At 67.0% G+C, this 17,935-nt stretch carries 20 protein-coding genes; 9 read left to right on the top strand and 11 right to left on the bottom strand.

All coding sequences use genetic code 11. The annotated features are described in order from the left end of the window. Positions 1–35 precede the first annotated feature (35 nt). From KEG57_RS43365 to KEG57_RS43350, 4 genes are all read left to right on the top strand, one after another. Entirely contained in the window at positions 36–695 is a 660-nt protein-coding gene (locus KEG57_RS43365) for an ABC transporter ATP-binding protein (protein WP_272426832.1), read from the top strand. Beyond that, on the top strand, positions 692–1,495 hold the full coding sequence (locus tag KEG57_RS43360; RefSeq protein WP_272426831.1) for an ABC transporter permease: 804 nt from the start codon (positions 692–694) through the stop codon (positions 1,493–1,495). The genes KEG57_RS43365 and KEG57_RS43360 overlap by 4 nt, the downstream gene beginning before the upstream one ends. Positions 1,496–1,605: 110 nt before the next feature. Next, positions 1,606–2,091 (top strand): hypothetical protein, encoded by a 486-nt coding sequence (locus tag KEG57_RS43355; RefSeq protein ID WP_272426830.1) that lies wholly within the window; start codon positions 1,606–1,608, stop codon positions 2,089–2,091. Continuing rightward, the gene (locus tag KEG57_RS43350) at positions 2,085–3,422 is read left to right on the top strand and encodes a hypothetical protein (RefSeq protein WP_272426829.1); all 1,338 of its coding nucleotides are present in this window, start codon (positions 2,085–2,087) and stop codon (positions 3,420–3,422) included. Before KEG57_RS43355 ends, KEG57_RS43350 begins: the two co-directional genes overlap by 7 nt. Positions 3,423–3,465: 43 nt before the next feature. Here KEG57_RS43350 and KEG57_RS43345 read toward each other — a convergent pair whose 3' ends face one another. Continuing rightward, positions 3,466–3,729: a hypothetical protein gene (locus tag KEG57_RS43345; RefSeq protein ID WP_272426828.1), complete on the bottom strand. Its 264-nt coding sequence runs from the start codon at positions 3,727–3,729 to the stop codon at positions 3,466–3,468. Between the two features lie 101 nt (positions 3,730–3,830). On the opposite strand from KEG57_RS43345, the gene KEG57_RS43340 reads away from it, so the two are divergent. Genes KEG57_RS43340 through KEG57_RS43330 form a run of 3 tightly spaced genes read left to right on the top strand, consistent with a single transcriptional unit; the run spans position 3,831 to position 5,874 of the window. Beyond that, entirely contained in the window at positions 3,831–4,526 is a 696-nt protein-coding gene (locus KEG57_RS43340; protein WP_272426827.1) for a helix-turn-helix transcriptional regulator, read from the top strand. 46 nt (positions 4,527–4,572) lie between these two features. Then, entirely contained in the window at positions 4,573–4,947 is a 375-nt protein-coding gene (locus tag KEG57_RS43335; RefSeq protein WP_272426826.1) for a VOC family protein, read from the top strand. Positions 4,948–4,962: 15 nt separating this feature from the next. After that, a complete protein-coding gene (locus KEG57_RS43330; RefSeq protein ID WP_272426825.1) occupies positions 4,963–5,874 on the top strand; it encodes a fibro-slime domain-containing protein in 912 nt (303 codons plus the stop codon). Positions 5,875–5,892: 18 nt separating this feature from the next. On the opposite strand, the gene KEG57_RS43325 is transcribed toward KEG57_RS43330, so the two are convergent. From KEG57_RS43325 to KEG57_RS43285, 10 genes are all read right to left on the bottom strand, one after another. Next, positions 5,893–6,453, bottom strand: a complete 561-nt coding sequence (locus KEG57_RS43325; RefSeq protein WP_272426824.1) for a 2'-5' RNA ligase family protein — start codon at positions 6,451–6,453, stop codon at positions 5,893–5,895. Positions 6,454–6,466: 13 nt separating this feature from the next. Beyond that, the gene (locus KEG57_RS43320; protein WP_272426823.1) at positions 6,467–7,264 is read right to left on the bottom strand and encodes an NRDE family protein; all 798 of its coding nucleotides are present in this window, start codon (positions 7,262–7,264) and stop codon (positions 6,467–6,469) included. Positions 7,265–7,274: 10 nt separating this feature from the next. Further along, positions 7,275–7,403 carry a hybrid sensor histidine kinase/response regulator gene (locus KEG57_RS43315; protein ID WP_272426822.1) on the bottom strand — a complete coding sequence of 43 codons (129 nt, stop codon included), beginning with the start codon at positions 7,401–7,403 and terminating at the stop codon, positions 7,275–7,277. Positions 7,404–7,496: 93 nt separating this feature from the next. After that, positions 7,497–7,796 carry a PAS domain-containing protein gene (locus tag KEG57_RS56295; protein ID WP_372518239.1) on the bottom strand — a complete coding sequence of 100 codons (300 nt, stop codon included), beginning with the start codon at positions 7,794–7,796 and terminating at the stop codon, positions 7,497–7,499. A 34-nt stretch (positions 7,797–7,830) separates the two neighbouring features. Next, positions 7,831–9,435, bottom strand: coding sequence for an ABC-F family ATP-binding cassette domain-containing protein (locus KEG57_RS43310; RefSeq protein ID WP_272426821.1), 1,605 nt, complete (start codon positions 9,433–9,435; stop codon positions 7,831–7,833). A gap of 97 nt (positions 9,436–9,532) precedes the next feature. Next, a complete protein-coding gene (locus KEG57_RS43305) occupies positions 9,533–10,519 on the bottom strand; it encodes a nucleoside hydrolase (RefSeq protein ID WP_272426820.1) in 987 nt (328 codons plus the stop codon). 49 nt (positions 10,520–10,568) lie between these two features. Next, complete coding sequence (locus KEG57_RS43300; RefSeq protein WP_272426819.1) at positions 10,569–13,250, bottom strand: hypothetical protein; 2,682 nt, start codon at positions 13,248–13,250, stop codon at positions 10,569–10,571. A gap of 123 nt (positions 13,251–13,373) precedes the next feature. Next, a complete protein-coding gene (locus KEG57_RS43295) occupies positions 13,374–14,405 on the bottom strand; it encodes a lipase secretion chaperone (protein ID WP_272426818.1) in 1,032 nt (343 codons plus the stop codon). 12 nt (positions 14,406–14,417) lie between these two features. Then, entirely contained in the window at positions 14,418–15,530 is a 1,113-nt protein-coding gene (locus KEG57_RS43290; protein WP_272426817.1) for an esterase/lipase family protein, read from the bottom strand. A gap of 113 nt (positions 15,531–15,643) precedes the next feature. Beyond that, positions 15,644–16,558, bottom strand: a complete 915-nt coding sequence (locus tag KEG57_RS43285) for a LysR family transcriptional regulator (RefSeq protein WP_272426816.1) — start codon at positions 16,556–16,558, stop codon at positions 15,644–15,646. Positions 16,559–16,671: 113 nt separating this feature from the next. Between KEG57_RS43285 and KEG57_RS43280 the strand changes: the two genes are divergently transcribed. Both KEG57_RS43280 and KEG57_RS43275 read left to right on the top strand, forming a co-directional pair. Next, entirely contained in the window at positions 16,672–17,547 is an 876-nt protein-coding gene (locus tag KEG57_RS43280; RefSeq protein ID WP_272426815.1) for an oxidoreductase, read from the top strand. Positions 17,548–17,601: 54 nt separating this feature from the next. Further along, positions 17,602–17,835 carry a hypothetical protein gene (locus KEG57_RS43275; protein ID WP_272426814.1) on the top strand — a complete coding sequence of 78 codons (234 nt, stop codon included), beginning with the start codon at positions 17,602–17,604 and terminating at the stop codon, positions 17,833–17,835. The last annotated feature ends 100 nt before the right edge of the window (positions 17,836–17,935 follow it).

The raw sequence follows: 17,935 nt of genomic DNA, 5'->3' as shown, positions 1-17,935 counted from the left end.
CCACCCCCGAGGCTAGACGAGCAGAGGGACGCCTCATGCCCTCTGCCATCGAAGCCCGCGACATCCGCGTGATCCGCGAAGGACGCACCCTCGTCGACGGCGCGAGCCTCGTGGTCTCGTTCGGCGAGAAGGTCGCGATCACAGGCGCCTCCGGCAGCGGGAAGAGCACGTTTTTGCGGGCGATGGCTACGCTGATCCCGATCGATGGTGGGCACGTGCTGCTCGACGGGGTCGATGCGATCACGCTGCCTCCGACGCTCTTCCGGACGCGTGTCGCCTATCTGCCCCAGGCGCCGCCGATGCTGCCTGGCAGCGTGGCGGACAACGTGGCTGCCGGGCCGGCGCTTCGCGGCGAGACCCTCGCGCCCGAGCGGCAGATCGAGCTCTTGCGGGCGGTGGGGCTCGACGAGGCGTTTCTCGCGCGCGGCGCGGACGAGCTCTCGGGCGGAGAACGCCAGCGCGTCGCGCTCGCGCGCGCGCTCGCCAACGAACCGAAGGTGTTGCTCCTCGACGAGCCCACCGCCGCGCTCGATCCGGAGACGGCCCTGCAAGTGATCGATCTCGTCCGCAGCCTGGCGACCGCGGGGCGCAGCGTGGTGATGGTCACGCACATCGCGGCGCACGCAGAGGCGCTTGCGGGCAGGCGCTACGTCTTTCGCGCAGGGAAGCTCCTTGCCGGCGCGGAGGGACCGTGAGTTACCTCGAGATCCCGCTTCCGCGGCTCGCGATGACGCTTGGTCTCGTCGCGCTTTCGATCCTCGCCTCGCGCTGGAAGCGGCTCGACCTCGAGCGTGATCTCGCCTGGGGCGCGCTGCGCGGCGCGGTGCAGCTCCTGGCCATCGGCCACGTGCTGCTCCTGCTCTTCGAGCACGAGCGGCCCGCGTGGGTGGCGCTGGCCCTCTCGGTGATGGTCGGGGTCGCGGCGGCGACGAGCGCGCGGCGCGTGGAGCACGGGCCCTCGGCGCGCACGTTGTTTCCTTATGCGCTCGCGGCCATCGTGCTCGGCTCCGTGGTGGCGCTGGTGCCGGTTTTCCTGTTCGTGGTGCCTTTGCACCCGAGCTACGAGGCGAGGTACCTCGTACCCATCAGCGGCATGATGATCGCGAGCGCCATGAACGTCGTGGCGCTGGTCTTCGAGCGCATCTTCGCCGCTGCGCATGCGCACGCGGACGAGATCGAGCAGCTCCTCGCGCTCGGGGCGACGCCCGAGCAGGCTCTCGCCCGACACGTGCGGGCCTCGGTGCGCGCCGCGATGATCCCCACCATCAATGGCCTGCTCACGGTCGGGCTCGTCGCGCTGCCGGGGATGATGACCGGTCAGATCGTGAGCGGCACGGCGCCCGAACAGGCGGTGCGCTACCAGATCGTGATTCTGTATCAGCTCGTCGCCGTGGCTGCGGTATCCGGCGTGCTCGCGGGGGGATTTGCCAGGCGCCTCCTGTTCACGCCGCGCGCGCAGCTTCGCCTGCCCGAGCGCGCGCGGAAGAAGCGATGAATGCGCTGCCGCTTCCGTGGACAAACCGACGCTCTCACCATCGACCTCGTCGGACGCCGCGATTGTCCTTGACCGCACGCGAGGCCCTCTGGCATGGACGATCCATTCCCGTGCCACTCGACGCCCGCCTGCCACTCGCCGCGTTGTTCGTCGCCTGCACCGCTTGTAATGGCGCGCCGCCCGCGCCAGCCTCGCCCCCGCCGGCCGTCCCGATTGCGACGGCCATGGCTCTTGCCGAGCCTCCCGCCCCCTCCGCCGAGGCTCCGGCTTCGAGCGTACCGCCGCCTGCCGAGCCGCCGCCCTACCCGGAGGCGTGGATCCGCGAAGCCGAAACCACGAATCAATCGCTGAGCTGCCTGGAGGTCATCTACAAGCAGGGCTGCTCGAGTACACGTGTCGGCTCGGTGACGGTGGCGGTCACGCTCGCGCCCGACGGGAAGGTCATGCGATTGGATCAGGTCGACAACACGGTGGAAAACGAGCCGGAGGTCGTGTGGCGCTGCCTCGTGCGAAAGCTCCCGATGTGGAAGCTGCACGCGCCGGAGGGCACGTCGCCGACGTTCCGGCTGACGCTGCATTTCCACGACAAGTGCTGAAGGCGCTCCTCGCGCTCGGCCTGGGTACAATCTCGGCGTGCAGCGCCCGCTCTGCCGGCTCGCCGACCATCACGATATCGCCGCCCGTCTCCTCGCAAGCGGCCTCGGACGCGAGCGTGAGTCGGGCGGAGGTGAAGCCTGGGACGCAGTTATGGACACTGTCGTTCGACGCCTCCATAGGCACCCCGTCGCACGCCGCAGCGGACGCGGACGGCAATGTGCTGTGGACCTATCCGCTCTCCGGTTCGGTAAACCTCCCGACGGGTGTCATCTCCACGGATGTTTTCGACGTGCTCGTCGGAAAGGTCTCACGTCAAGGCACCTTGCTCTGGGCGCGGCCGCTCGACCTGCCATCGCACGAAGTACGCGCCCTCGCCGTCGACGCGGCAGGAGGGCTCGTGCTCGCCGGCATGTTCACCGCGGGGCGCGCGCAGGGCAAAACCGATCAAGGCGGCTTCGTCCTGCGCCTCTTCCCCGACGGCCGGATGGACTGGAAACTCGCATTCGACGGCAGCGTGGTGCCGGACAACCTCGGTATCGATGCGCGCGGCGAGGTCACCCTGACCGGCGGAATGCAGGAGACCGTCGATTTCGGCGGCGGGCCCCTCACGAGCCCCTTCTCCCGGAACAGCACGTCGTACACGTGGTTTCTCGCCCGATTCGGACGCGACGGCAGGCACGTCTGGAGCACGAAGACCGATTTCAACCGATTCCCGGCGCACGCCTTCCTGTCCGATGGCTCGATCGTGCTCGCGCCCGACGCGGCCGCCCCGATGACGCTCTTCGGCGCCCCCCTCGACGCCGGTCCGCACCTCGTCCGCGTCGACGCCGACGGGAAGGTCGCCTCCAGCCGACCGCTTTTGGTCAGTGCGACCAAGCTTGCCGCGTCGGGCAACCGCGTATGTGCGCTCGCCTGGGACCCACCGCTCACCGGACCCGGTTACGCGGGCCAGCCATCGTCACGTCTCGCGCTGCAGTGCTTCAATGCTCGAGGCGCGCTGGTCTTCGACCGCACGCTGAGCGACCCCAAAAATCCCCAGGCGCGCGACAAACACATCTCCGTGCACGATATGGTGCTCGACCCTTCGGGGTTCGTCTCCATCACCGGCTCGACGGTGGGCGATGCGCCGCTCGACGCCTTCACCCTGACGGGCGGGCAATTCATTGCAGGCTTCGCCGCCGATGGGAAAATACGCTTCGCCACACAGGCGCCTTGCCCAGGGAGCTTCGGGCTGGGCCCCGATGCGGTGCTCTTCGGGTGGTGCGACGACGAACGCGGTCGCGCGCGGCGCGACGGCAGCACCGTCATCCTCACGCGTTATGCGCGTTGAGGAACGCCCGCCGCGGGACGCATGCCATGGCTCGCTCGGCAGGTCAGCGACGCCGTCCGCTGGGCTCCGTCTGGTCGGCGTGTACGCGGCCGACGGGCTCGACGTGCTCGCCTCCCGGTGAATGCGGAGGGGGCGGGGTGGGCTCGGCTTCCAGCTCTGCCTCGCGCAAGGAGGGGCCCTCGGCTGGAGAGCCGATCGACGCCCATCCTTGCTCGCGCACCTCGGTCTCGTCGGCCGAGAGCTCGTGGTAATGCTGGTGGCTGAAGACGGTCTGGCCGGACGGTTTCTGTGGTTTCTGCGGGTCCATATCGGAGAGCCCCCTGGTGCCTCGAGGGCCTCGCGTCGAGCCCCGCCAGAGCGCTCCTGCGTGGCCGGGCGGAGGAGGCTGGTTCGCGCTATCTTTTCCGCATGTCTCGCGCCGCCCGCCTGCTCGATCTCCTGGAGCTCCTGCGCCGCCACCGCGCGCCGATCCCGGGCCCGGCGCTGGCGGAAGAGCTCGGCATTTCCATTCGCACGCTTTATCGCGACATCGCGACGCTGCAGGCGCAGGGTGCCGATATTCAGGGCGAACCCGGCCTCGGGTACGTACTGCGCCCCGGCTTCACCCTCCCGCCGCTGATGTTTTCGGCCGACGAGCTCGAGGCCCTGGTGCTCGGCTCGCGCTGGGTCGCGGTGCGGGGCGATGCGCGGCTCGCGGCTGCGGCGGGGAATGCCGTGGCGAAGCTCCGCGCCGTGCTGCCGGACGACCTCCGCGCGAACGTCGATACCGCGACACTCACCGTGCCGATGTTCCGCAGCGAGCCGGTCGCCATCGACGCCTCGGTGATTCGCGCCGCGATCCGCAAGGAGCACAGGCTCGTCATCACGTACCAGGACCAGAATGGCGAAAGCACGACCCGCACGATCTGGCCCCTCTTGATCGGCTTCTTCGACAAGGTGCAGGTGCTCGCCGCCTGGTGCGAGCTCAGGCAGGACTATCGTGCCTTCCGTGTCGACCGCATCCGATCGGTCGAACCGAAGGACGAGCGTTATCCGCGCCGCCGTACCGTGCTCGTCCAGGAATGGCGGGCCAGGCAGGTCGCGCTCGCTCCTGCCGGAAACTGACAGTCGCAAGGCGCACACCATCCGCGTCCACCTGATGGAGATGCTGATGCGTACCCTCAACTACCTGCTGCTTGCCGTCCGTGATCCGCTCCGAAGCGCCGAGCTGTATTCGAAGCTCCTCGGCTCGGAGCCGGTCGAAACATCAAAGACGTTCGTGCTCTACGTGCTGCCAACCGGCCTGAAAATCGGCCTCTGGCTCGCCGGCGAAGTCGAGCCGGCCCCGAAGCCCGCCGGCGGCATCGAGATCTCGTTCCGCGAACCGAGCAAGGACGCCGTCCTCGCGACCTATTCCGAGTGGACCAAGCTCGGGCTCACGGTGGTGCAGGAGCCGACCGACATGGATTTCGGCTTCACGTTCGTAGTCGAGGACCCGGACGGGCACCGCCTCCGCCCGTTCGTCCTCGCCGCGAATCCGCGGTAGTGTTATCCTCCACCAATGCGCGCCACGATCCTTTCGCTACTTGGCCTCGTATTCGTCCTCGGTTGTTCGTCCGGTCAGGGCACCGGTTCCCCGCCGGGTGCAACGACTGCATCTTCCGGCTCAGGCTCGGGGGGTGGAGGAAGCGGCGGCGCGGGGACTGGCGGCGCGGGTGGAGAAGGCGGCCTCAATTTCACGACCTCCAGCGGCACCGGCGGCGATCCCGGCGAAGAGTGTTTGAGCACCCTGACCATGCGGGTGCGCGACTTCTCCGAGAGCCACCCTGACTTCCAGTGGAGCGACCATCCCAATTTTGGTGACGTCGTCGGTGTTCGCCCGGGCATCCTGGCCGCCGAGCTGGCCGAGCAGCCTGACGGCAGCTTCAAGCCGGTGTACGTCGCCGGGAACGAGGTCAGCCCCGATGGCCCGAACTACGCGCCCTTCACCGGTGCCGCCCATTTCGACGCGTGGTACCGGGACACGCCCGGCGAAAACTTTGCCACGAACGTGCAGATCCCGCTCACGGGCAATGGCACCACGCTCGTCTACGACGATGCCAATTTTCATCCGATCGACGCGACGTTCGGCTTCGGAGCCGAAGGTTTCGAGCTGAATGGCATGCCGAACAACTGGCACTTCACCACCGAAGCGCTCGTCTCCTTCCGTTACAAGGGCGGGGAAGTGTTCACGTTCCGCGGCGACGACGACATCTGGGTGTTCATCAATCACCGCCTCGCCATCGACCTCGGCGGCATCCACGGTCCCGAACTGGGCACTGTCGATATCGATCAGCGCGCCTCGGATCTCGGCCTCGTCGTCGGCGGCGTGTACGATCTGCAAGTCTTCCACGCCGAGCGGAATTACTCGGGCTCGAATTACCGGTTCGAGACGAGCAACTTCTGCTTCTTGCCGGTGGATCCGCCCAAGTAGCGCTCCGCTCCATGACGATCATGAGATAGTCGCCACGGTTTCTTGCCGCATTCCGAAAGGGATCCAGCGTTCGACAACGAACGGCGCCTCCCCCTCGCGGGCGATGAGCGCGACCGCATGAACCTTGAATGCAATCGGCATCCAGGTGGACTCGACCTCCCCGAGAAAGCGCGCAAGCTCCCCGTCGCCATTTGCCTGGCCGACGCTGAGATGCGGCTTGAATCCGCCCGCCGGACGGGCGGTATCATCACAATCGGGGACCACCTGCACCAGCGCGGCATGGAGCGCGAGGATCGGCTCGTGCGGCTCGGGATCGAGCCAAACCGTGAAGCGACCGCGACCGTGCTGGAAGTGCCCGAAATGCCGGAGCGTCAAGGTGAACGGTGAAACCTCGGCGCAGGCCGCGGCGAGCGCAGGCGCGAGGGCGTCGAACTCGACACGGGGTCGAAACGGATAAAGCAGCGTGACGTGCGGCATCCACCGTCCGATCTTACGGTCGTGAACCTTCCGGATCGCCTGGATCGGCTCCCAGCTCTCCGGGGGTGGAACGAGGACGGCAGCCGTCCAGTGCGTCTTCATGGTCGGGAAACGTTCAACGCGCGTACCCGTCGTCGTGAGCCAGCCGAAAGCCCGTCTCCACCAGACCCGGCTCGTTCCCCGGGACAAAACTCCTCTCGAGGAACCGGACCTCGCCCATTTTCGAAAACGTCACCACCGAGCTCGATCGCGTCCCATAAAAGGGAGGCGTCCTCGCATCCGAGATGAACAGCGGCGCGAGCATACGCTCCATCTCGAGCCCCACGCCCGTATCCGGAAGCTCCGCGTCCGGGGCTCCCTGCTCCGAATGCAGCATCTGGAAAAACCTTTCCGCCTCCGGGAGCGGACGCTCCCCGACGAGCTTCGTGAAGGCGCCCTTGCCCTGCACGAGCTTCGGCCAGGGCGTGTCCAGAAGGTGATTGCTGAGCCCGTACACGCCGGGCGCAAGGCGGCGCGACTCGCCCGTCTGGCTCGCGAAATAGGCCGCCTCGCCCCGCGTGCCCACGATCAGGTTGAACCCGTTGTATTCACGGGCGTGCGGCCGCAGGCTCTCCGTGTATTCATGCGGCGAGCCCTCGCCCAGGAGATACGCAACCACGAGCGCCCCGCGCGATTTCGCGTCCGCGTGATGAGCCGCAGGGTCCCGGAAGTTCGTGATCGCCGCGAAGCGCCCGGACCTCGTCACGCCGAGCCAGGTCCCGCCGCTCTGCAGGTCGCGACCCGCGAGGATCTCGGGATGCTCGTCCCAGAAATGCGTTTCGCGCGTCGGACGGGCGAACACCTCGTCGCGGTTCGCCGCCAGCACCACGTCGAAATCGGGATGGACCCCGAAGCCCAGGAACAGAACGCACATACGCGCGAGTCTAGCCGGTCGCAGGCGGATCCGACATCAGCAACGTCTCGAGCACGTCGGTCAGCTCGGCCACGCGGACCGGTTTGGTCAGGTACCGGAAGAACCCGGCTTGCTCGGCCCGCTTCTTGTCCCGATCCATCGCCGCTGCGCTCAGCGCGATGACCGGGATCGCTCGCGGCCTCCGCGATGGCGCGCGCCTGCCTGAGCTCGTCCTCGCGCTGCACCTCGTCCGTCACGTCCCAGATCGTCGTGACGATGCCGCCCTCGGCCGTTCTCTGATCGCGGATGCGCAAGGAGATCCTGCGCGTCCTCCGAAGCGAGCTTCGCTGCGGCCTCGATCTCCCTGCGCTCGCGAATGTCGCGGATCGCGGCGGAGACCACGATGCCCCGCGGGGAAGAGCTCCTCGGTCTGGGCGTTCACGAACTCGATGAGCCCATGCTCGTCCACGATGACCATGGCGTCGGGCGCGGTCTCGAAGAGCTGCCGAAACCGCGCATCGATGGGTTCGTCCTGGCCACCGTCATGCGTCATGACGCACGCATATCATGGCCCCCGGCGCCTCGCATCAGCGCTCCCGCAGCTCGTCCCCAAACCGCTCCAGGAACTCGTCATACGTCCCATTGAAGAGCCGCGGACCTTTGCGGGACAGCGCGAGCACGCGCGTCCCGAGCTTGCCGATGAAATGCCGATCGTGGCTCGTCACCACGACGGTCCCCTTGAATGCGATCAGCGCCTGCAGGAGCGCGTCGATGCTCTCCACGTCGAGGTGGTTCGTCGGCTCGTCCAGCACCACCACGTTGTTCTTGAGCAGGATGAGCTTCGCCAGGACCAGCCGCGCCGCTTCCCCGCCCGACAGGCTCTCCGTCTTCTTGAGCCCCGCTTCTCCGCTGAAAAGCAGCTTCCCCAGCACCGAACGCACGTCTTCGAGCTGCGCGTCCGGATCGAAGCGGTGCAGCCATTCGTACGCGGAGAACCCGGATTCGAGCGCCTCGTGATGATCCTGCGCGAAATACCCCACGTTCGTATCGTGGCCCCACACGACGGTCCCCGCGTCCGGCGCGTGCTCCGCGACGAGCAGCTTGAGCAGCGTCGACTTGCCGATGCCGCTCGGCCCGATCACCGCGAGTTTGTCCCCGCGATTCAGGTTCAGACCGAGCCCCTCGATCACCTGCAGATCGCCGAAGCTCTTCGCCAGGCCCTCCACGCGCAGCACGTCGCGGCCGGACGGTTTTTCGATGTCGAACTTGATGTACGGCCGCACCACGCTCGATCGACGCACCTGGATGCTGTTTTCGAGCTTCTCCATCTCCTTCACGCGCGACTGCGCCTGGCTCGACCGGCTGGCGCTCGCGCCGAAGCGGGCCACGAAGTCCTTGAGCTCCGCGATCTTCTTCTTCTTCTGGGCCGCGTCGGCCTCCGATTGACGCCGCCCGGTCGTCTTCTGCTCGATGAAATCGTCGTAGTCGCCCGTGTACACGGTGACCGTCTGGTAATCGACGTCGGCGACGTGCGTGGCGATCGCGTTCATGAAATGCCGATCGTGGCTCACGACGAGCAGCGTCCCGCGGAAGTCGTGCGTCAGGTACGATTCGAGCCAGCGAATGGAGTCGAGGTCGAGGTGGTTCGTCGGCTCGTCGAGGAGCAGGACGTCGGCGCCCGCAAACAGAGTCTGCGCGATGAGCACACGCAGCTTGTACCCGCCCGCCAGCGTGCTGACGGTATCGAGGTGCCGGGACGACGGGATTCCGAGGCCTTCCAGGATCTCCGCCGCGCGGGCCTCGGCGGTGTAGCCATCTTCCTCGCCGATCGTCCCTTCGAGCTCGGCGAGGCGCATGCCGACCTCGTCGTCCATCTCGCCTGCGAGCAGCCGTTCCTTCTCTTGCGTGGCGTCCCAGAGGATGCGGTTGCCCATGAGCACGGCGTCGAGGATGCGGACGGACTCGTACGCGAAGTGGTCCTGCGAGAGCACGCCGACCTTGAGCTTGCCCGGGATCTCGACCGAGCCTTGATCCGACTCGTGCTCGCCCGAGATGACCTTGAGCAGCGTGGATTTTCCCGCGCCGTTGGCCCCGACGAGCGCGTACCGCTTGCCCGGATCGAACCGCATCGAGACATTTTCGAAGAGAATTTTCGGGCCGAAGCGCTTGGAGAGCTTGTCGAGCGTGATCATCGCGGCGCCCGACCTAGCACGTGTTCCGGACGTTTGCCGCAGCCAACGAGAGGATGGGGGAGGAACGTAGCCGGCGGACGTGGGCCGCAGTACGGGCTCAGCCGGGCGGCAGGGCGGTCAGGGTTTGGAGAAATTTCTCGCGATCATAACCGGTGATAATCCACACGCCCGAGCCCGGCGACAATCGCGAGCCCCATGCGCCTTTCTCGCGATAGAGCTCGACCTCGGCCCACGCGCCGATCGAGGGATCGATCGCGCAGCACGCCGCCAATGGATCATGAAACGCCTTGCCGCCCATGGCCTCCGGCGCCGACTCTTCAATCTCGGGCGCCGACGGAGGAACGGTCCTCTTCGCCTGCTTCTTCTCCAGATACACGTCCATGCCCTCCCAGATCAGGCGAAGGGACAGGCTCTTGTCTTTCAAGGTCCCGATCCGATCGTGCATCTCGTGGTCGTAGATCACGCCATGACAAACGTTCTTCGAGACGAACCTGCGGCTTCCGATGCCGGGGTATCGGAGCGCCTCCAGCGCCGACTTCGGATCCCCATTGAGGTTGTAGGTCGGACAGGTGACCATCCCGCGAAACTTGGGGAGCTGGCGCTCCGACGGGACGACGCCCTCGCCGGCAAAACCTCCTTGCACGACGAGGCGGCCCACCTGGAAGCCGGGGAGCTTCATGGCGCCGCCCAGGTTCTTGAGCGGGGCGCCCGTGATCAGGGTGGTCTTTGCATCACAGACCGCGCGCAAGACCTCGGGGCCCGGCGCGGCATCGCGCGAGGGCGGGATCTCGCCATAGGCCTTGTAATGCCACGAGGAGACGCACACGCCTCGCGGCCCGTGCCGCCCCTCCCCCGGGCCCGTGCCCTCCCGGACCGATTTGGGCTGATGGTCGAGATTGAACGCGCCCACCGGGATGTCCCTGCCAAACCACCCGAGAGCCTTTCGCACCACGCCGACCTGGTCGGGTGTGCCCGGGGTGATGGTCACTGCCTTGAGGTTGACCTCGGGATGGCCGAGCAGGAAGAGCAGCGTGATGAAATCATCCGGATCGCCGGTCTCCATGTCCCATACGACGTCGAGCATGTTGCCTCCGCTTCTGCGGGGTGTCTTGGTTGGTTCCAATCCGTTTGCTTCAAGCGCGGCGGCGCCGACGCGCGACGATGAGCGCGGCGAGGCCGAGCGCGGTGAGACCGAACGTGGACGGTTTTTCGGAGCCGATCATTCTGCAGCCGCAGTCACTTTCGGCGCTGGGCTCGCTGCCGCCGCTTCCGCCGACGCCTCCGCTTCCGCCCGCGCCTCCGCTTCCGCCGACGCCTCCGCTTCCGCCCGCGCCTCCGCTTCCGCCAGCTCCTCCGCTTCCGCCAGCGCCTCCGCTTCCGCCAGCGCCTCCGCTTCCGCCAGTGCCTCCATTGCCGCCTCCGCCTCCGCTTCCGTCGACGCAGACGCCAGCCTCACACGAGCCGCCGGGGCAACTCGAACCGTCGGGCGTGAACCCGTCCGCCGGGCAATCGATCGCATCTCCCGGGCAAACCTCAAGGGCATCGCAGGGGCCGTCCGTCGGACGGCAAACGACATCGGTACCCGCGAATGCATCGTCGGGACAAACAATGGTCGTCCCATTGCACGTCTCATCCAGATCACACGGGCCTGCGGCAAAGCGGCACGTTGCGCCGGCGGGCGCGATGGCATCCGCAGGGCAGTTCGCCGATTGCCCGCTGCATGCCTCGTCCAGGTCGCAACCGGCCGCCGCGGGGCGGCAAATCGAGCCGGCCGCCGCGAGCGCATCGTCGGGGCACGCCATGCTCATGCCGTCACACGCCTCCGCGACGTCGCACTCCCCGGCGGCCGCGCGGCATTCGATGCCGGCGGCGCGGGGCGCGCATACGCCGTCGGCCGTGGAGCCGGCGGCCACGCTGCAGGCGCGACAATCGCTGGGATCGTCATCACACGCCGCGTCGCAGCAGACGGAATCGGCGCAGAAGCCACTTTGGCATTGTGCGGCAGCGGAACAGGGCGTACCGTTCGGCAGGAGCACGACCGGGAAGACGTACGCGGCGCCGGACGACGTGCCGAAGATCTGGGCGCCAGACGCACCGGCCACGATCGTGTTTCCATCGATGGCCACCGCACCCCCGAGATCGTCGTTCTGGGCGCCATTCTTCGCGACGAGCTTCGTCTGCTCGGTCCACACGGACCCGGTCCGCTTGAAAACGTAGGCCGAGCCGGCTGATGACTTCGCCCCGACGTCGCTGTAACGCGCGCCAATGACGATGGTGTCGCCCTGAATGGCGACGGCCGCGCCGAAATGATCATCCGCATTCCCATCGCTCGCGACGAGCTTCGCTTCCTGCTGCCACATGCCGCCCACCTTGCGGAAGACGTAGGCGGCTCCGGAATCGAACCCCTTGTCGTCGTTCCGGAGCTCGCCGACGACGACCGTGTCGCCGGAGATGGCCACGGCATACCCGAATTCGTCGCCAGCGCCCGGAACACCCGCGAGGACCTTTGCTTCCTGCGTCCAGACGCCGCCGCTCCGCGTGAAGATGTAGGCCGAGCCGCACGGCGGATTCGTGGCAATCGCATTGTCGTAAGGCGCGCCCACCACGGCGACGTCTCCGTCGATCGCGCTTGCCAGTCCAAATTGGTCGCTTACAGCGCCGTCAGCCGCGAGGAGCTTCGCCTCCTGCGTCCACGTCCCGGCATTGCGGACGAACACGTACGCCGAGCCGGAGGTCCCGCCCTTGTCGTCGTCGAAGTATGCCCCGATGATCGCGGTATTCCCCGAGAGATCGATCGAGCGGCCGAAGTTGTCACCCGCGGCGCCGTCGTCTGGCGAGAGTTTGGCCTCCTGGGTCCACGTGTCGCCATTCCGGACGAATACGAGCGCCGAGCCCGAATCCGTCCCCTTTTCGTCATCGAGATTGGCACCCCCGACGAGAATATCGCCCGAAACGGCAACGGACGCGCCGAACCAATCACCGGCCACCGCGTCGGGCATCACGAGCTTCGCCTGCTGCGTCCAGACCCCGCCCCCGCCGGTGAACACGTACGCCGCGCCGAGCGGCGAGTTTCCCGGCCCGTCGCCGGAGGCGCCCACAACGATCGTATTGCCCGAGACGTCGACCGCCGTGCCGAAATAGTCGTACGACGCGCCCGTGGCGGGGATGAGCTTCGCGATATCGTTCGTGATCGTCGGATCGACGACGACGGGATACACCGCGCCCGACGTATCCACGTGAATCGAGAGCCGCTCCTCCCCCTCGATCTTCGAGAGCCGGATCGGCAGGTCCCGGCCGCGCGCATCGAAGGCGTACAGATCACGATACGCGAGCCGCGCCGTTCCCTCGGCGTCGTGCAACGTCGCGCCGCGGCCCGAGGGCCAGACACGCGCGTCGAGCCCGCCGCGCAGCTCGACGTCGATCACGACGTCCCGGGCGCCTGCGCAATCGGGCGCCGAATCGAGCGTGAAACCCTGCTCGATGCCGCGGGTATCGCTCACATACCATTCGACGAGCCCCGGCCCCCCGCCCTGCTGCGCTCGCCTGTACTCGACGCGGCCCGCCTCCGCGACCGGCGCGGGCTTCGAGAGCGGCCGGAGATCGTCTCCACATCCGAGCCGGCTCGCCTCGAACACAGCCTTTTGCGCAAGCCCACGCGCCTCGACCGCGGCGCCGGACGCCGTGAACGTCGCCTCGACGGAGGCATTTGGGTTTGTCGAGGCGAGCACGAGCCCCGCCCCATTCGTGGCCCCGTCCGAAGGGGACGTCGAGGGGGTACACGCCGCGATACACCCCGAGAGAGTCAGCGTCCCCAAACGCAGCGACGTAGAAATCACAGTGAAACGATTTCTCATGAACGGACGTCAACAGAGTGACGGAGCACTGTCAAGCGCGTGAGGCGCCTCATGCGCGGCGATATCTTGCGCCCGCGCGCCCGTTCAGTTCTGGCCCCAGCGACGCGGGCGGTTGAAGCGGAAGAAACCGCCCTCCTCTTCGGCGGCGATGACCTCGGCCTCGTCGCCGAAGTACCGCCGCCGGAGGTCCGCGAGCTTCTGCTCGAGCTCCTTGCCGCTGTAGGCCTCGGTCAGCGCCTTTCGCTCGGCCATGTATTTCTTTCCGTTCTCCCAGCGCGCGTCGCGGTCGTGGTCGAGCGAATCCCAGCGCGCGAGCGCCGCGTCGTCGAGACCCATTCCCTTGCGAATCTCGCGCAGGCTCTCGGACCGCGCCGCGGCGGACATCGCGTCGAGCTCGGCCTGCACCGATTCGAGCGAGAGGAAGCGGTTCATCACCTCGTGCCGATGCTTCTCGAGGTAGGTGTCGTATTGCTCCTCGTAGATCTCTTCGAGGCGCTCCGTGTACGTCGTGAGCTTGTCGCCGAGGCTCTTTCCTTGCAGGCCGTCGATTTCCTTCAGCGTGTCCGTGACGGCCTGGTTCTTCTGCTCCGAGGCCCAGATCTCGTCGGCTGCCTCCTCGCCGAACAGACGATTGCGCTCCTCCCGGATCGCCGCCCGGCGCTCCTCGGGATCGAGCCCGTCGAGGCGGGCGTGGTTTTCATTGATCCAGCGCTCGTAGTCCAGGCGCTTGTCGAGGTTTTTCGCGATCTCGTCGTACCGATCGGGGAAAGCCGCGCGCACTGCCGCGAGCAGCGCCTCCCGCCAATGCTGCGGGTCCAGCTTCTGGAAATGGCGCATGAGCGCCTCGATGAGCTTGATCTGGACGTACGGATTGCGGATGTTCGCCCCGTAACGCGAGCGCAAACGCGCGACGAGCTCGGCATCCGCCGTCGGAACGGCGGACACGCTCGGCTGCGCGGCACGCGGCGGCGCGGGGAGAACGGCGCCCGCGGCCTCCTCGGGGGTCGCCGCGGCCGTGCCCACGGGCTCCTGGATCTTCTCCGGACGCAGCGCGAAATAGAGCGAAAGGACGAGCAGCGGCGCGCCGATCGCGAGGAGGGTCTTCCGCTTTTTCATGGCCGCCGCTTCTCAGTCGTAATACGCCATGTACTCGAAGATCGCCGCGTAGAACTCCATCTCGTCGAACGTGTCGGGGCCGATGCCGACGACGTCGAGGTGATCCTGGTCGATGACGCTCGACATCGAGCTCATCTGCGTCGAGGTCGGCGCATTCAGATCCCCCACGTACCCCGGGCCCGCGTCGTTCGAGATCGAGTCGAGGGCAAGGAGCGTCTCGGAGTATTTGAGCCGGTGGCCCATCTGCTGCGAGTTGACGCCCACGAGCCCGTCGTCGTCCCGCTCGTTACACGTGCCGTCGCCCATGCCGCTCGCGCCGTCGTTGTCGCAATCGCCGGAACAATAGCCGTCGCCGTCGATGTCGTAGAAGAGCTCGCTCAGGAGGAAGAGCGCCGGGTTCACGTTGACCCCGTTCTGCGCCGTCATGAGCGATCCGTAACGAAACGCGTATTTCGAGTCGACCGGATAGAGGGCGTTGAACGCCTTCATTCCCGTGGTGACTCCGTCGCTTCCGGAGTAGTCGTTGTACACGAGCTGCTTGGCGCCCGCATACCCGTCATTCCCCGGCTCGTAGATGGTGTCGCCATAATAACTTGCCAGCGCGGAGATCACGCTCGTCACACCCGGGCGCAAATCGAGGATGTACTTGGCCACCGGCGAGCCGCGGTGGGGCGAGGAGATGCTGATGAGCACGCGCACCTTGGCGGTGCCGTATCGCTCGTAGAGAACGCGCGCCGCCTTGCGAATGTCGATGCCGCCCTGCGAGTGGCCGACGAGGTTCACCTTCGAGGCGCCCGAGGTCGCGAGGAACCCCTCGATGTCGTCGGCGAGGTCGAGCCCGCGCACCTCCGAGGTCTGAAACGCCGGCACCTGCGCCGCGTAGGCCTTCTGGCCCGCGTCGATGTCGCCATTGCAGTAGACTTCGAGAAGTTCATTGCAGGCGTCGCCGACGAAGGTGCCGTAGTCGTCGCCCCAGTAATCGTACCCGAGCAGGTCATCGAATCCGCCCATGCCGTGCGCGAACACGACGGGATAGGTCGTCTTCGGGGCGGCCGCCGAGGCCGCGCCCGCGCTGCCCGCGAGGATGGATAGCGATGCCAACAGAGCGAGCGGCAGTCTACGCATCGACAACTCCTTGACGGCGAGGGGCGGCGCCTGCCGGCCCGGGAGCCCGAGGAGAACCGATTTCCCTACCAAGTGTCAAGCACGAAAGCGTCGTTCGTGAACACCAGAAAAGTTCATCGCCCGCGCTTCGACGACGCCCTTCGCGCCCGCAAAAAGTCCACGAATACCTTGAGTTTGAGCGGCATCTGCGAGCGGCTCGGATAATACAGGTGGAATCCGGGAAACGGCACGCAGAACGCTTCCAGCACCCGTGTGAGCCTCCCCTCCCGGAGCTCGTCCCGCACGTAATCCTCCATCACGTACGCGAGGCCGAGCCCATCGAGCGCCGCACGGACCATCAGCGCAGCGTCGTTCGCCGTCACCCGGCCCTCCACCGCGATCTCGAACTCCTTGCCCTCTTCGTCGAACTCCCACTTGTAGATCACGCCGCTCGTGGGCTGCCGGTACAGAATGCAATCGTGACGATGGAGCTCCCGCGGATGCTTCGGCACCCCGTGCGCCACGAAATACGCCGGCGCGCCCACCACGGCCATGCGCAGGTCGGGGCCGATCCGCACCGCGACCATTTCCTTGTCGAGCGTCTCTCCCAGACGAATGCCCGCGTCGAAGCCGCTCTCCACGAGGTTCGCCAGCGCGTCGTCGATCCCCACCTCGACGCGTATTTCCGGATAGGCAGCGAGGAACGACGCGAGCACGGGCTCGATGACCATTTCAGCGGCGATCCGGGGCACGTTGAGGCGGAGCGTCCCGGCGGGGCGATCACGAAACTCGTTCAAGCCCTCGATCGCCGCGCCCACGTCATCGATCGCCGGTCGCACCCGCTCGAAGAAACGCTGCCCCGCCTCCGTGAGGCCGACGCTCCTCGTCGTGCGCTGCAGGAGACGCACGCCGAGACGCTCTTCGAGTTGCCGAAGCTTTTGGCTCACCGCCGACGGCGTCACACCGAGCTCCGCGCCCGCCGCGGTAAAACTCCGCTTTTCGGCCACCGTGAGGAAGGCGAGCAGCCCATCGAGATGATCATCCCGCACTTGTTAGAGTTCCTAAAGAGTGTTTGCAGACATCTCATGTTTCGCGATTGAATGCAAGGTCGTACGTTCCTCCTCGAAGGCGGCGCCGAGCGGGCCCGCGGGAGGAGAGCATCATGAGCACGACGAGCAGCACCCCGAAGGGCGAGTTCACGAGCAAGGGCCGGGTCTGGTTCATCACGGGAACGTCCTCCGGGTTCGGCCGGAGCCTCGCCGAGGAGGCGCTGCGCCGCGGCGAACGGGTGGTCGCGACCGCACGAAACCCGGAGACCCTCACGGACCTCGTTCAGAAGGCCCCGGACCGCGTGCTCGCGTTGCGCCTCGATGTCGGGCGCCCCGAGGACATCGGGCCCGCGATCGAGGCTGCCCTCGCGCGTTTCGGCGCGATCGACGTGCTCGTGAACAATGCAGGGTATGGCGTGGTCGGCGCGGTCGAGGAGACCTCGGACGCCGAGCTGCGCGCGCAATTCGAGGTGAACTTCTTCGGGGCCATCGCGCTCACGCGGGCCGCGCTTTCGGGCATGCGCGCGCGACGCTCGGGCGCCATCGTGCAGATTTCGAGCTTCGGCGGGCAACTCTCGGTCGCGGGCTTCGGCGCGTATTCGGCCACGAAATTCGCGCTGGAGGGAATGTCCGAGGCCCTCGCCGCCGAGGTCGCCCCGCTCGGCATTCGCGTGCTCATCGTGGAGCCCGGCGCATTCCGCACCCGCTTCGGCGGCAGCGCGCTCCGTCGTATGCCGACGATCGACGATTACGCCACGACCGTAGGCCCCACCCGCGCCTTCGCCGCCGGCATGGACGGCACGCAGGAAGGTGATCCGGCGAAAGCGGCCGCGGCCATCATCGATACCCTCGACCGCGCGGATGCGCCCTTGCGGCTTCCTCTCGGCGCCGACGCGGTCCAGGCCCTGCGGACGAGCCTGGCCCGCAAGACCGAGGAGCTCGAGACATGGGCTCCCGTCGCGCGCTCGATGGCATTCACGACGACGTGATGCCAATCGTGGCAGCATAGCCGACCCCGAGGCAGCGTGATACATGACCGCGACGTGAAGCTCGTTCTGCCGCGGTTCGATCGCGAGGGCGCCGTCCTCCTCGTCGTGACGACGATTCTCGCGCTCGCCTACGGCATCACGCACGACCACCTGACCGCGACGCTCTCACCGGAGTATTTCCTCTTCGGCAAAGATCTCGCGAGCGATCCACGCCCGTTCCGGTGGGCTGTGACCCTGCTCGGGGCGAAGGCGTCCTGGCCGCTAGTACATCATCCCCAAAGTTCGTAGTCGTTCCCATCCCTCCGCGCCCTCCTCTTTGGGTTCGTCCGAGAGCAACGGGGGTTCGTCATGGAAACATCCTTCCCTGTTGTTCTGTTCAGGGGCACAT

This window comes from Polyangium jinanense, from assembly GCF_028435365.1.
This window is presented reverse-complemented; position numbering and strand designations above follow the sequence as displayed.